This window comes from Actinopolyspora sabaoui, from assembly GCF_051225635.1.
Taxonomy (GTDB): domain Bacteria; phylum Actinomycetota; class Actinomycetes; order Mycobacteriales; family Pseudonocardiaceae; genus Actinopolyspora.
Genome location: NZ_JBMIHH010000005.1, coordinates 49,639 through 64,074 on the forward strand (window position 1 = coordinate 49,639; position 14,436 = coordinate 64,074).

Here is a 14,436-nt window from a genome sequence, read left to right on the forward strand (position 1 = left end):
GCTCGACTTCGGGGCGGCGTCAATTTCTCGCGAAATCGTCGCTCCGATGGAGCGATGTGGCTCCGGCCGCGTCAATTTCTCGCGAAATTCCCGTCAAGCGAACACCTACGGAGACCGGGATGACGAAATCCGGTCAGAGCTCTTCGGAGCAGGTGAGAAGTGAGTCCAGCACTCGCCGTAGCAGCGGGTGCTCCTCCCTGCCGCGTCGTACGGCCGCGAAGACCCGCCTGGTGGGAACCCGGTCGCGCAACGGCCGCACCTCGGCGCCGTGCTCGGTCGGGACGGCGCCGCGCGGCACCAGCGCCATTCCGGTCCCCGCGGCCACCAGGGCCACCACAGCGTGGAAGTCGTCCGAGGTGTGGGTGATGGGGGGAGCGAATCCCGCGTCGGCGAAACAGGTCTGCGCCACCTCACGGCAGGGGTTTCCCGGCAGCGGCGCGATCCAGTCGGACTCGCCGAGTTCGGGCACCGTCAAGCTGTCCCGTTCGCAGAGCGGATGGTGTGGGGGCAGCACCGCGTCGAACGGTTCGGCGTAGAGCGGATACCTGGTGAGCCGGTCCTCGTCGGGCCGGACGGTCGCACCGTACTCCATCGAGATCGCGATATCGGTTTCGCCCGCGAGCAGCATGAGCAGGCTGTTGTGCGCCTCGGCGTCGCGCACCAGCACCGTCACCCCGGGCGCGGTGGCGCGCAGCGCGGTGATGGACGGCGCCACCACTCGAGTGATGGCCGAGGCGAACGAGGCCACCTCGACGCGCCCGACGGTGCCCGTGGCGCAGGCCGCCATGCTGGCCTCGGCACGTTCCACCTCGGCCAGTACGGCCTTCGCGTGCTCGGCGAGCAGCTCCCCGGCCGCGGTCAGCTCGACCCGTCTGCCCCGGCGGCTCAGCAGCGCCTGGCCGGCCTCCTGCTCCAGTGCGGTGAGTTGCTGCGAGACCGCGGACGGGGTGAGATACAGCGTCTCAGCCGCCGCGCGCACCGTGCCGTGGTCGGCCAGTGCGCGCAGCACGGTCAGTCGACGCGGGTCAATCACCCGGCCAGCTTACCCGCCTTCTCCCGGGCACGGATGAACGCCGTGACGGCGTTCTCCACGTCCTCCGAGGTCAACGCCGCGGACATCTGGGTGCGGATGCGCGCCTTGCCGTGCGGCACGACCGGATAGGAGAACCCGATCACGTAGACGCCCTCCTCCAGCAGCAGATCCGCCATCCGGCTGGCCTCGGCGGCGTCGCCGATCATCACCGGGATGATCGGGTGCTCCCCGGGGAGCAGGTCGAAACCCGCCTCGGTCATCCTGCGGCGGAACAGCTCGCTGTTGGAGCGCAGCTGCTCCCGCATGCCCGGCTCCGAAGCCACCAGGTCCAGCGCGGCCAGCGCGGAGGCCACGATCGGCGGGGCCAGCGAGTTGGAGAACAGGTAGGGCCGGGAGCGCTGCCGCAGCAGCTCAACGATCTCCGGCCACGCCGCCACGTAGCCGCCGCTGGCGCCGCCCAACGCCTTGCCGAGCGTGCCGGTGACGATGTCCACCCGGTCGGTGACGCCGAACAGTTCGGGGGTTCCGGCGCCGTTGGGCCCGAGGAAGCCAACCGCGTGCGAGTCGTCGACCATGACCATCGCGTCGTGGCGCTCGGCCAGTTCACAGATCTCGTCCAGCGGGGCCAGGTAGCCGTCCATGGAGAACACGCCGTCGGTGACGATCAGCCGGTAGCGCGCGTCGGCGTGCTCGACCAGCTTGCGTTCCAGGTCGGCGGTGTTCCGGTTGCCGTAGCGCGCGCGCCGCGCCTTGCACAGCCGGACACCGTCGATGATGCTCGCGTGGTTGAGCTCGTCGGAGATGATCACGTCCTGTTCGTCCAGCAGGCTCTCGAACAGCCCGGTGTTGGCGTCGAAGCACGAGCTGTACAGGATGGTGTCGCCGGTGCCCAGAAAGTCGGACAGCCGCCGCTCCAACTCCTTGTGCGGGGCCTGGGTGCCGCAGATGAACCGCACCGAGGCCATCCCCAGTCCCCACTGGTCCAGGGAGTTCTTGGCGGCCTCGATCAGCTTCGGATGATCGGCCAGCCCGAGATAGTTGTTGGCGCAGAGGTTGAGCACCTCGCCGCTGTCCGCTTCCGAGTCGACTCCCACGCGCGCCCGCTGCGGCGTTTCGAGGACGCGTTCCCGCTTGTACAGCCCGGCCGACCGGATCTCGTCCAGCCTGCCACGCAGTTCCTCGGCAGCTTTGCCGAACATCGGCTACTCCACCGTCCAATCCAGGATGATCTTGCCGCACTGGCCCTGTCGGGCAGTGTCGAAGGCTTTCTGAAAGTCGCCGCTGGCGAACCGGTGCGTGATCACCGGATTGAGGTCCAACCCCGATTCCAGCAGCACCGACATCGAGTACCAGGTCTCGAACATCTCCCTGCCGTAGATGCCCTTGATGGTCAGCATCTTCAGCACCACGGAGCTCCAGTCGATCCCGAATCCCTCGGATGGCAGGCCGAGCATGGCGATGTGGCCGCCGTGTGCCATGTTCGCGATCATGTCGCGCAGCGCGACGGGCTGCCCGCTCATCTCCATGCCGACGTCGAAGCCCTCGGTCATGTCCAGCCGTTCCTGCACCTCGGCTACGTCGTGCTCGGCGATGTTCATGGCGAGGTCGACGCCGATCCGACGCGCCAGATCCAGCCGGTACTCGCTGGCGTCGGTGATCACGATGTGCCGGGCGCCCGCGTGCCGGGCCACGCTCGCGGCCATCAGCCCGATGGGGCCCGCGCCGGTGATGAGCACGTCCTCGCCCACAACGGGGAAGGTCAGCGCCGTGTGCACGGCGTTGCCGAACGGGTCGAAGATCGCGGCCACGTCGTGGTCGATGTGCTGGTTGTGCACCCAGCAGTTCGACTCGGGCAGCACGGCGTACTCGGCGAAGGCGCCGTCGTAGTGCACGCCCAGGCCCTTGGTGTCGGCGCACAGGTGGCGCCTGCCCGCCAGGCAGTTGCGGCACCGGCCGCACACCACGTGCCCTTCACCGCTGACCAGGTCGCCGACCGCCACCTGGCGCACACCGGCACCGATCTCGACGACCTCGCCCACGAACTCGTGGCCCGCGATCAGCGGCGGGGTGATGTTCGCGGCGGCCCAGTCGTCCCAACCGTCGATGTGCAGGTCGGTCCCGCAGATGCCGGTACGCAGCACCCTCAGGACGACGTCCCGCGCACCCGGCCTCGGGTCGGGGACCTCGCTCATTTCGAGTCCCGGCCCGGCGGTGGGTTTCACCAGTGCTCGCACGGTTCCTCCATATCCGCTGGCGATCCGGCGGGGCTGTTGGCCCGTGGTTTGCCGCGGTCTACCGCCGAAGCACCGGTGAGCGCATCGGGATCGCCGAACCGGATTGTCTCCCCGTGTTCGGCGGCGGTCCAGCAGGACTTTCCGCACAGGCTGATAAGCGAGGCTGTACAGCGCCTGAACCGCGATTCGGTGCCGGATACCGGCTCTACGTCGGATCGTCCGACGCGGGAGCAGGGCAGCGGTCTCTTCTGATCGGGCGGCGGGTGGGCGGAGCGGGATTCGCCCGGATCAGCTTTCCACCGCCTCGCTGACCTCTTCCTCCTCGGAGTCCGCCTCGTCGCCCTCGTCCCTGGCGAGGAAGGTGGCCAGCCGGTCAACCGTGTCCTCGAACTCCGGGTTCGTCTCGACGAAGGCGCGCATCCGGTCGGCGAGCCAGGCCAGGTTCACCCGCTCGTCGCCGCGCTGTTCCTCCAGCTCCTCGAGACCACGATCGGTGAAATACACGTCGTCTCTCCTAACCGCTTCGCGTTCCCGAATTCGGGGTTCCCCGGCAGCGTAGGCAACCCGAGGTGGTTCGGCCCCACGGGGCGCTCGGGTTCCGCGCGGATTCCGCCGGAAGTGGGAAGCCCCGCCCCACCCTACGAGTGAGCGGCCCTGCCGGTGTGCGGTACCGGGGACGAAAGCGGGCCGCTGACCAGAACGAGTGCCCGGCATATCGTCTCGGGATTCGTGCTATCAAGCCTTTCTTTTTTGCTATCATGATTGCATGCGGCAGCTGATAACGCGGATAGACGACGAGCTGCACGGGCGACTGAAAGCGAAAGCGGCCAACGAGAACCGCAGTATGAACGAGCTGGTCACGGAGGCGCTCTCGCAAGTCGTGGACGGGCCAGCCCGCCATCGGACGGTACGCCGGCGGGCTCGTGCTTCCGGCCTGCTGGCGGAAGTTCAGCCGCCCGACAATGTGTTGAGCCTGGACGAACTGGAGGCGGCGACCCGGGGTCTCGGTCGGAGCGCAAGCGAGGCGCTGGAAGCCGATCGGGGGGATTGGTGACCCTGCTGTACGCCGATACCAGCAGTCTCATACGTGCCTACCTCGCCGACGAGGCCGAGCACGCCGAGTTCCGGGAGCTGCTGCTGGAAGGCGAGCTCCCTGTGGTCACCAGCGAGTTGACCAGGGTCGAATTCGCTTCCGCCGTCTCCGCCGCCCAGCGCGGCAATCGTGTCGAGATCGCCTCGCACGTGATCGACCGCTTCGACCGGGACTGCGGCGAGGAAGGAACCATAACTCCGCTGCGGCTGAACTCGGCCCTGCTATTGCCCAGAGCCAGGGAACTGGTGAGCGGCCACGCGATCCGCACGTTGGATGCGATACATCTCGCGGCGGCTCTCGAACAGGCCGCTCCGCTGGCCGCGGGCGACGATCTCGTGCTGGTCACGCGCGACACCAGGCAGGCCGCTGTCGCGGCCGAGAATGGACTCTTCGTCCGCTGAACAGCACTGTTCCTTCCTCAGCTCCGTGGCTGCGGACTTCGCTCGTTCGCGCGAACGGAAAACGGGCCGCCGATCCGCGTACGAATCGACGGCCCGTGTAAACCTGCCACGAAACCGGCCGCTCTGGCCCTTCGGCGCGCGAGCCGCACTCCTACCACGCCCGCAACCGGCACCGCCGCTCGTTCCCCACCTGTGCAGTCGGCACCGCAGCGGGTTCTCCCGTGCGGCTCTCGCGAGGAAGGCCCGACATTGTGTAGTAACTACCCGATGTCGGGCCTCCCCGCAGCGAGAGCCGTGCGAGAGGTTCCGCCAAGCGACCAGCCGAGAAACCCGACCGGGAACGCCCGGTCAGTCGGCGAAGGCGTTGGTGATGACCTCCGCCTGCTCCACGTCGTGCACCTTCTTCAACCCCGTGGCCGGGGCGGCCATCGGACGGCGTCCGACGACCTTGAGCCTGCTGGCGAACTCGGGGCCGAACTCGCGCGGCAACGCGAGACCGAGGAACGGCCACGCACCCTGGTTGCGCGGCTCCTCCTGGGTCCAGCGGATCTCCTCGACGTTGGGGTAGCGCTCCAGCAGCCTGCCGAGCTTGCGGTGCGGCAGCGGGTAGAGCTGCTCCAGCCGGACCACGGCCGTGTCCTTCTCCTCCCGCTTGGCCTGTTCGGCCGCCAGCTCGTAGTACAGCTTGCCGGTGCACAGCACGAGCTTGCGAACCCCGGACGGGTCCGGCTCGGTCGGGTCGTCGATCACCGAGGCGAACTTGCCGTTGGTGAAGTGCTCGATCGGGCTGGTGGCCTCCTTGAGCCGCAGCATCGACTTCGGCGTGAACACCACCAGCGGCCGGTCGATACCGTCCATCGCGTGCCTGCGCAGCAGGTGGAAGTAGTTCGCGGGTGTGGAGGGCATCGACACCGTCATCGAGCCCTCGGCGCACAGCTGCAGCCACCGCTCGATGCGGGCCGAGCTGTGGTCCGGGCCCTGTCCCTCGTGGCCGTGCGGCAGCAGCATCACCACGTCGGAGCGCTGGCCCCACTTGGCCTCGCCCGAGGAGATGAACTCGTCGATGATCGACTGGGCGCCGTTGAAGAAGTCGCCGAACTGCGCCTCCCACAGCACCACGGCGTCCTGGTTCGCCACCGAGTAGCCGTACTCGAAGCCCACCGCCGCGAACTCGGACAGCGCCGAGTCGTAGGTCAGGAACTTGGCCTGCTCGGAGGAGAGGTGCTGCAGCGGGGTGTACTCCGCGCCGCTCTTGCGGTCGATGACCACCGCGTGCCGTTGGCCGAACGTCCCGCGCCTGGTGTCCTGCCCGGTCAGCCGCACCGGGTAGCCGGAGGTGGTCAGCGACCCCAGCGCCAGCAGCTCGCCGAACGCCCAGTCGATGCCGCCTTCCTTGCCCATCTTGGCGCGCCGTTCCAGCACCGGCTTCACGCGCGAGTGCGGGGTGAAGCCCTCCGGCAGGTCGATCTGCGCGTCGGCGATCCGGCGGAGCTCGTCCTCGGAGATGCCGGTTTCCAGCTTGGCCGGGATCTGCTGCTCCGACTCGACCGAGGGGCTCGGCTCGGGCGGGTGGTTCTCCAGCTCGCGCACCTCGTTGAACACGTGCTCCAGCTGGTTGGCGTAGTCCTTGAGCGCCTTCTCCGCCTCGTCGACCGTGATGTCGCCGCGTCCGATCAGCGACTCGGTGTAGGTCTTGCGGACGCTGCGCATCTTGTCGATCGCGTCGTACATCTCCGGCTGCGTCATCGACGGGTCGTCACCCTCGTTGTGCCCGCGGCGGCGGTAGCACACCATGTCGATGACCACGTCCTTGCCGAAGGTGTTGCGGTACTCCACGGCCAGCTTGGCGACCCACACGCACGCCTCTGGGTCGTCGCCGTTGACGTGGAACACCGGCGAGCCGGTCATCTTCGCCACGTCGGTGGAGTACTTGCTCGACCGCCCCGACTCGGGGGTGGTGGTGTAGCCGACCTGGTTGTTGATGATGACGTGCACGGTGCCGCCGGTGCGGTAGCCGCGCAGCAGCGACAGGTTCAGCGTCTCGGCGACCACGCCCTGCCCGGCGAACGCGGCGTCGCCGTGCAGCAGCACCGGCAGCACGGTGAAGCCCTCCTGGCCCTTGTCCAGGATGTCCTGCTTGGCGCGGACGATGCCCTCGAGTACCGGGTCCACCGCCTCCAGGTGGGAGGGGTTGGAGGTCAGCGAGACCTTGGTCTCGCCGTCGCCGAACATGCGGAAGTACTTGCCCTCGGCACCGAGGTGGTACTTCACGTCGCCGGAGCCGTGCGCCTGGCCCGGGTCGAGGTTGCCCTCGAACTCCTGGAAGATCTGCGCGATCGGCTTGCCGACGATGTTGGCCAGCACGTTGAGCCTGCCACGGTGCGGCATGCCGATGACGACCTCGTCCAGCTCCGAGGTCGCCGAGGAGTCCAGCACCGCGTCCAGCAGCGGGACCACCGTCTCGGCGCCCTCCAGCGAGAACCGCTTCTGGCCCACGTACTTGGTCTGCAGGAAGGTCTCGAACGCCTCGGCGGCGTTGAGCTTGGACAGGATGTACTTCTGCTCGGACCCGTCCGGCTTCTCGTGCGGCTTCTCGACCCGGTGCTGCAGCCATTCCCGCTCGTCCGGTTCGAGAATGTGCATGTACTCCACGCCGACCGTGCGGCAGTAGGAGTCCCGCAGCACTCCGAGCACGTCGCGCAGCGACATGTGCTCCTGGCCCGCGAAGCCGCCGACCGGGAACTCCCGGTCGAGGTCCCACAGCGTGAGGCTGTGTGAGAGGACGTCGAGGTCCTCGTGGCGCCGCTGCCGGTAGTTCAGCGGGTCGATGTCGGCCATCAGGTGACCGCGGGTGCGGTAGGCGTCGATCAGCTCCAGCACCCGGGCGGTCTTGTCGACCGCGCCCTCCGGGATGTCGGTCGACCAGCGGACCGGCTCGTAGGGGATGCGCAGCGAGGAGAAGATGTCGTCGAAGAAGTTGTCCTCGCCCAGCAGCAGCTGGTGCACCTTGCGCAGGAACTCGCCGGACTCCGCGCCCTGGATGACCCGGTGGTCGTAGGTGGAGGTCAGCGTGACGATCTTGCTGATGCCCATCTCGGTGAGGGCCTTCTCGCTGGCCCCCTGGAACTCGGCCGGGTACTCCATGGCGCCGACACCGATGATGGCGCTCTGGCCCTGGGTGAGTCGCGGCACCGAGTGGTTCGTCCCGCTGGGGCCGGGGTTGGTCAGCGAGATCGTGGTGCCCGCGAAGTCCTCGGCGGTGAGCGCGTTGTTGCGCGCCTTGCGGATGATGTCCTCGTAGGCCTGCCAGAACTGGTAGAAGTTCATGTTCTCGCAGGCCTTGATGGAGGCGACCACCAGATTGCGGGAACCGTCCTTGCCGGGCAGGTCGATGGCCAGCCCGAGATTGACGTGCTCCGGCGTCACCACGGCGGGCTTGCCCTTGGCGTCCTCGCCGTAGTGGCGGTTCATACCGGGGAAGTCCCGCAGCGCCCGAACGAGTGCGTACCCGATCAGGTGGGTGAACGAGATCTTGCCGCCCTTGTTCCGCTTCAGGTGATTGTTGATCACGATGCGGTTGTCGAACAGCAGTTTCGCCGGGACCGCGCGCACGCTGGTGGCGGTCGGCACGGTCAGCGACTGCTCCATGTTCTTGGCGATCGCCGCGGCCGGCCCGCGCAGCGTCTTGGTCTCCTCGCCGCCGGACTCCTCCTTGACGGGAGCGGCCTTGGCGGCCTCCTGCGGGGAGGGCTTGGCGGACTGCTGCGACCCGGACGGTTGTGAAGTGGCCGAACGACCGCCTCCGTCCTGCTGCGTTCCCGCCTGCCCGGGAGCGGTGCGCTGCTGAGCTCCGTCCGCACCCTGTCGGGTGCCGGTCTGCTGCGTCTCACTCGCCGGTGGACTCGTCGTGGTCGTACGGGCACCCTCGTCGTGCACCTGACCATTTCGCTCACCGGACTTGGTGGCGGTCGCGGTCTTCTGGCCTGTTGTTGCGCCTGTCGCCGCAGCGGCGGACTCGGTTGCCGAGTGCCCCGAGGGACGGTAGTCCGCGAAGAACTCGTGCCACGCGGAGTCCACCGATGAGGGGTCGTTGAGGTACTGCTCGTACATTTCCTCGATCAACCACTCGTTGGGGCCGAACTGTGACGCAGGGCTGCTGCTGGACACGGCTGGCGTTCGCCTCGATCCATCTGCTCGTGGTTTTTCAACGCTCGCAACCCAGGCTAACGCTTCCGGGGTGTCCGGTTGGGTCTGTCCCGTGCACTCCGATCGAGTTCCGTGCCGTTCCGAATCGATCAGGTTGGCAGTGCGACCGTTTTTCCGGCGCGTTTTCCGGCGGAAGATCTTCACGATTTCCGGTAGTATGTGGGGTTTTGGTTTTTGTGATCTCGCTTTCCCGGCGGTTCGGGATGTCGGAACGGAACCCGAATGTGAGGTTTCACGCAAAAGTGAACAATCCCGTATCCTGAGCCTTGCGGACCACATCACGGGAAATTCCGCAGTGCCCGAGCAACGCGCCCCACGTACTTGTAAGCCCGGTGACAACCCGAGCTTACTCCGAGTCGTAGGAGGAGGCGCTGAGTCGTAGGAGGAGGCGCTGCGTGGTGTGCGCGTGTGGTGCGCGGCTCCGCCGTGCCCGGCGCGCGGTCCGAACTCCGTTCAGGCGACCCTCGTGGGTTCGGGGTCACCGCTTCTGGCGGCGTGTGTTCGCGCGTCGCGTCGGAGCCGTCGGGACCGTGCGATCGGGTAGGCGAGCGCCAGCAGCAGCGAGCCGAACGGGAACGGGAAGCCGAGCACCCCGAGACTCAGCGCGTACTCCGCGACCGGGACCAGCGTTGCCACGAGGAAGAGCCATCCCGGGCCGGAAGGAACCTTGCGCGGAGCGCGGGGTGAGCGCGTCCACGGTGTCCGTCCCCACGGTTTCGCCACCGAGGCCCATGTCTGGAAGGCCATGGCCGAAGCCATCAGCAGCGCCCCCACGGCGACGCTCGTCGGGAGCGCCCGCCCCTGCTCAGCTGCCCGAACCGCGGCCTGCAGATTCGGGCTGAGGACGAAGATACCCGCGTACAACTGGACGATCGTGATGGCGAACTTGGTGAGCACCCACCAGTGCCGGAAGTAGCCCCACGGTGTCAGCGCCGACAACATCAACCCGGTGAACGCCGAGGCGTTGGCCATGTACAGCAGCAGGTGCTCGTCGAGCACCTCCGCCATCGTCACCGCGCTCAGCCGTGCCGCCGGATCGGCGGTGCTCAACCCGAACGTGAGCAGCGCGGCCAACGCCAGGGCCTGACTCATCCAGCCCACTGACGTGAGGACGTGCATCCAGACGAGCAGATTACGAGAACGTTGGGAACCGCGGTTGGCCATGCCCGTCAAACTCGCAGGGTCCCGGCGCCGGGAACTCCGGCGACGCCCCCGAGACACCCCTGAATCCGCGAACACTTCCCGCCGGCCCGGCCGTGGAACTCCCACTCAACGGTTGGCCGGAGCCGACTCCTCACGCCCGGCCGTGACCTCGCCCGCCGGGCCGGGAACCGCCTGTCCCGAATCGTCGGCGGAACCGCCGTTGGCCCAGAGCCGCGCGTAGACCCCGCCCGCGGCCAGCAGCTCCCCGTGCTCGCCCTGCTCGACTATCCTGCCGCCGCCCAGCACCACGATCCGATCCGCGCGGGCGGCCGTGGCCAGCCGGTGCGCCACCACGAACGTCGTCCGGTCCCGGGCCAGCTCGGCGTGCGCCGCGGCCACCATCGCCTCGGTCGCCGGATCCAGCGCGGCGGTGGCCTCGTCCAGCAGCAGGACGTCCGGGTCCACCAGCTCCGCGCGGGCCAGCGCCACCAGCTGCCGCTGCCCGGCCGACAACGACTTGCCGCCCTCACCGGTGTGCTGCCGGAATCCGTCCGGCAACGCCGCTATACCGGGCAGCGCACCCACCCGGCGTGCGGCGCGCTCGATCTCGGCCGGACCGGCTCCCGGGCTGCCGTAGGCTATGTTGTCCGCCACGTCACCCGCGAACAGGTGCCCCTCCTGCGGCACCACGGCCAGGTGCGAGTGGTACTCGGCCAGCGGGTAGTCGCGCACGTCCACCCCGTCCACCAGCACGCAGCCGCCCGAGACGTCGTAGAACCGCGCCAGCAGTTTGACCAGCGTCGACTTGCCCGCCCCCGTGGCGCCCACCAGGGCCACCGTCTCGCCCGGGGTGACACGCAGCGACACCTCGGACAGCGCGGGATCGTCGGTGGCCGGGTAACTGAACGACACCGAGCGCAGCTCCACCTCGCCTTCGAGTTCGCTCGGCACCGTGGCAGGGCGGTCGGTCTCCGGCACCGAGGTGCGAGTACGCAGCAGCTCCCCGATCCGACGCAGCCCGACCCTGGCCTGCTGGTAGGCGTCGAACACCCCGGACAGCTGCTGCACCGGGCTGAAGAACAACCCCAGATACAGCAGGAACGCCGCCAGCACACCCGCGGTCAGCTCACCCTGGGCCACCCGCATCGCTCCGACGCCGAGCACCACCGCCTGCGCCACCTCGGACAGCAGCGCCACGAACGGGAAGTAGGTCGCGATGTAGCGCTGCGCCCGCAACCGTGAACGCCGGTACGCGTCGCTGCGCGCCGCGAACTTCTCGGCCGCCAGCTGTTCCCCGCGGTTGGCCTGCGAGACGCGCAGCCCGGAGACGTTCTCCTGCATGTCGGCGTTGACGGTGCTGACCCGTTCCCTGGCCTCGGCGTAGGCGGTGGACGAGACCCTGCGGAAGATGATCGTCGCCACCACCAGCAGCGGCGTCACCGACAGCGCCACCAGCGCCAGCGAGAGGTCGGTGATCAGCAGCGCCACCGCCACGCCGATGATGGTGGACACGCTGACCACCGCCGTGGCCAACCCCGTTTGCAGGAACGAGGACAGCGCGTCCACATCGGTGGTCATCCGGGTCATGATCCGGCCCGCGCGTTCGCGTTCGTAGTAGTCCAGCCCCAGCCGCTGCAGCTGGGCGAAGCTGCGCAGCCGCAGCAGGTACAGCAGCGTCTCGCCGGTGCGCGCGGCGATCACCGTCTGCCAGCGCATGGTCACCCAGCCGATCAGCACCAAGCCCGCGCCCACGGCGGTGGCGGTGAACAGTGCGTCGGGGTCGCCCGCCCCCACTCCGCCGTCCACGCCCCAGCGGATCAGCGACGGCATGCTCACCGACACGGCCGCGGTCGCCGCGACCAGCAGCACCGTCAGCGCCACGCCCCACCGGATCGGGCGGAACAGCTTCGCCAGCCGGAAGCCGGGATCGGGGGCGGTGGGATCGGTCCCGTTGAGCTCGGGTTCGTCCTCGGCGGGCGGCAGCCGGTCGATCGCGGTGCTCAGCTCCTCGCTGGGCGGGGTCGCTGCCACGGTCGAGCTTTTCGGGCGCCCCGTACCCGCGCTCGCCGCTCCGGCGGCCGGTTTCGCCGCGCTCGTGTTCCGGCTCGCCGCCCCTACGACCGCGAACGAACTCTCGGTGCTCGTCGCGGTCCCGGTCCAGTAGCCGTGCCGTTGGCCGCGCTCCTCACCCGGCCACAGCTCCGGGGTGGGTTCCTCGCCGGGTTCGCACACCGGGTGCCTGGCCCGCTCGGACGTCCCGGAGGTGTCCGGCAGCAGTTCACGGAACAGCTCGGAGCGCTGTTCCAGCTCCCGCTGGGTGCCGATGTCGACGACCTCGCCCTCGTCCAACAGCGCCACCCGGTCCGCGAGGGCGAGCGTGGACCGACGGTGCGCCACCAGCAGCGTGGTCCGCTCGGCGGTCACCGAACTCAGCGTGGCGTGAATGGCGGCCTCGGTGCTCGGGTCCACCGCCGAGGTCGCGTCGTCCAGCACCAGGATCCTGGGATCGGTCAGTAGCGCGCGGGCCAGCGCGATCCGCTGCCGCTGGCCACCCGAGAGGGTGAGGCCGCGTTCGCCCACCAGGGTGTCGTAGCCCTGCGAGAGCTCGGTGATGAACTCGTGGGCCTCGGCAGCGCGGGCGGCGGCGACTATCTCCTCCTCCGAGGCGTTCGGGTGTCCGTAGGCGATGTTGCCGCGCACGGTGTCGGAGAACAGGAACGCCTCCTCGAACACCACCCCCACGGCCGAACGCAGCGAGTCCAACCGCACGCCCCGGATGTCCAGGGCCTCGTCCCCGTCCCCGTCATTGCCCCCGTAGCTGCCCTCGTCACCGCTGTCGGGGCCGATGCGGAGGCTGCCGGAGTGCACGTCGTAGAACCGGGGCAGCAGCAGTGAGATCGTGGACTTGCCCGAACCCGCCGAGCCCACCAGGGCCAACGTCTCGCCGGAACGGACCTCCAGAGAGGTTCCCCGCAGCACCGGCTGTTCGCCGCCGTAGCCGAACCGCACGGCGTCCAGCTCAACCCGCAGCGGCCCCTCGGGCAGGTTCACCGCGTCCGGCGCGTCGGTGACCTCCGGCTGCGAGTCGATCACGTCGTGGAGCCGTTCCATCCCCGCGCGGGCGTGCTGGGCCTGGATCAGCACGTTGGACAGCATCCGCGCCGGGGCGGCCAGCATGGTCAGATAGCTCGCGAAGGCGATGAACGTGCCCACGCTGACCTGGCCCCGCAGCGCGAGCCAACCGCCCAGCCCCAGCACGCAGACCTGGCCCGCCAGTGGCAGTGCCGTGAGGTGCGCGGTCGGCGGCGCCGTGACCCGCGCCGCCCGCATCCGTTCGGCGAACAACCTGCGGGCGCGGCCGATCATGCCGCTGACCTCCCGGGACTCCTGCCCGAAGCCCTTGACCACGCGGACACCGCTGATCGTTTCCTCGACCTGCTCTGCCACATCGGCCGCGCGCTGCTGCGCGCTCCAGGTGGCGGGGAACAGCTTCTTGCGACTGCGGGCGGTCACCACCCCGATCAGCGGCCCCACGACCAGCGCGATCACGGTCAGCAGTGGGGACAGCCACAGCATCGCCGCCAGCGAGAACACCGCCAGCATCAGCGTGCCCGCCGCCATCGGCAGCATGGACAGCAGCCCGTTTACCAGCTGCAGGTCGCTGATCGAGCGCGAGACCACCTGGCCGGTGCGCAGCGAGTCCTGCTTGCCGCCGTCGAGGCGCTGCACCGAGCCGAACACGGCGCGGCGCAGGTCGTGCTGCACGTTCACGGCGAGCTTGCCCGCGGTGTAGCGGCGCACGAACGCGGCGCCGAACCGGAACAGGCCCAGCCCGAGCATCGCCGCGACGATCCAGCCGAGCCCCTCGGTGCTGCCCGCCACCGCGTCGTCCACCGCCACCTTGGTGAGCACCGGGACGGCCGCCTCCATACCGACCGCCGTGACGGCGGCCCCCATGGACAGCAGCACGGCGGCGGGATGCCGCCAGCAGGCGGCGCTCAGGCGGCGGATCCAGCCGGGTTCGGCACGAGCTTCTCCGGATTCGGGCACCCCGCCAGGTTAGGACCCCACACCGACGCCTCGCTTTCCTGATTCGGGTGCTCGGCTCGGGTTGTGCGGGTGCTCACTCGGCGGAACCTCCGGCACGGCTCTCGCTGTGTTGTTGGGCCGGTCGCTCTGGCGAGGTGGCCGGTTAGCCGGCACGTGAGTCGGCGCCTTGCGGCGTTGGGCCAGCTCTTGAGTAGCGACCTACGCGGCGAGCGGCCCGGCCTTGCAATGCATCCGACTCACGCACCGGGGACACCCAAGCTGCGATCCGCACGGTCA

The 14,436-nt window shown here is 69.0% G+C and carries 9 protein-coding genes; 2 read left to right on the top strand and 7 right to left on the bottom strand.

The genetic code is table 11. The features are described from left to right. Positions 1 to 133 precede the first annotated feature (133 nt). The 4 genes from ACOQFL_RS10240 to ACOQFL_RS10255 form a co-directional block, all read right to left on the bottom strand. Positions 134 to 1,033 carry a LysR family transcriptional regulator gene (locus ACOQFL_RS10240; RefSeq protein ID WP_435543891.1) on the bottom strand — a complete coding sequence of 300 codons (900 nt, stop codon included), beginning with the start codon at positions 1,031 to 1,033 and terminating at the stop codon, positions 134 to 136. Further along, a complete protein-coding gene (locus tag ACOQFL_RS10245) occupies positions 1,030 to 2,232 on the bottom strand; it encodes a glycine C-acetyltransferase (RefSeq protein ID WP_435543892.1) in 1,203 nt (400 codons plus the stop codon). The genes ACOQFL_RS10240 and ACOQFL_RS10245 overlap by 4 nt, the downstream gene beginning before the upstream one ends. A 3-nt stretch (positions 2,233 to 2,235) precedes the next feature. Next, on the bottom strand, positions 2,236 to 3,267 hold the full coding sequence (tdh, locus tag ACOQFL_RS10250) for an L-threonine 3-dehydrogenase (protein ID WP_435543893.1): 1,032 nt from the start codon (positions 3,265 to 3,267) through the stop codon (positions 2,236 to 2,238). A gap of 288 nt (positions 3,268 to 3,555) precedes the next feature. Then, positions 3,556 to 3,771 carry a DUF6104 family protein gene (locus ACOQFL_RS10255; RefSeq protein ID WP_435543894.1) on the bottom strand — a complete coding sequence of 72 codons (216 nt, stop codon included), beginning with the start codon at positions 3,769 to 3,771 and terminating at the stop codon, positions 3,556 to 3,558. 262 nt (positions 3,772 to 4,033) lie between these two features. On the opposite strand from ACOQFL_RS10255, the gene ACOQFL_RS10260 reads away from it, so the two are divergent. Together ACOQFL_RS10260 and ACOQFL_RS10265 are read left to right on the top strand one after the other, a co-directional pair. Next, complete coding sequence (locus ACOQFL_RS10260) at positions 4,034 to 4,321, top strand: FitA-like ribbon-helix-helix domain-containing protein (protein WP_435543895.1); 288 nt, start codon at positions 4,034 to 4,036, stop codon at positions 4,319 to 4,321. Further along, on the top strand, positions 4,318 to 4,761 hold the full coding sequence (locus tag ACOQFL_RS10265) for a type II toxin-antitoxin system VapC family toxin (protein WP_435543896.1): 444 nt from the start codon (positions 4,318 to 4,320) through the stop codon (positions 4,759 to 4,761). The genes ACOQFL_RS10260 and ACOQFL_RS10265 overlap by 4 nt, the downstream gene beginning before the upstream one ends. A gap of 348 nt (positions 4,762 to 5,109) precedes the next feature. On the opposite strand, the gene ACOQFL_RS10270 is transcribed toward ACOQFL_RS10265, so the two are convergent. From ACOQFL_RS10270 to ACOQFL_RS10280, 3 genes are all read right to left on the bottom strand, one after another. Continuing rightward, positions 5,110 to 8,928 (bottom strand): multifunctional oxoglutarate decarboxylase/oxoglutarate dehydrogenase thiamine pyrophosphate-binding subunit/dihydrolipoyllysine-residue succinyltransferase subunit, encoded by a 3,819-nt coding sequence (locus tag ACOQFL_RS10270; protein WP_435543897.1) that lies wholly within the window; start codon positions 8,926 to 8,928, stop codon positions 5,110 to 5,112. Between the two features lie 492 nt (positions 8,929 to 9,420). Continuing rightward, positions 9,421 to 10,131: a hypothetical protein gene (locus tag ACOQFL_RS10275; RefSeq protein WP_435543898.1), complete on the bottom strand. Its 711-nt coding sequence runs from the start codon at positions 10,129 to 10,131 to the stop codon at positions 9,421 to 9,423. 105 nt (positions 10,132 to 10,236) lie between these two features. Beyond that, positions 10,237 to 14,160, bottom strand: a complete 3,924-nt coding sequence (locus ACOQFL_RS10280) for an ABC transporter ATP-binding protein (RefSeq protein ID WP_435543899.1) — start codon at positions 14,158 to 14,160, stop codon at positions 10,237 to 10,239. Positions 14,161 to 14,436 lie beyond the last annotated feature (276 nt).

What these genes read in the sequence shown, in the direction of transcription:
- ACOQFL_RS10260 (WP_435543895.1), top strand. Translation starts at nt 4,034, where the DNA reads ATGCGGCAGCTGATAACGCGGATAGACGACGAGCTGCACGGGCGACTG.
- ACOQFL_RS10245 (WP_435543892.1), bottom strand. Translation starts at nt 2,232, where the DNA reads ATGTTCGGCAAAGCTGCCGAGGAACTGCGTGGCAGGCTGGACGAGATC.
- ACOQFL_RS10275 (WP_435543898.1), bottom strand. Translation starts at nt 10,131, where the DNA reads ATGGCCAACCGCGGTTCCCAACGTTCTCGTAATCTGCTCGTCTGGATG.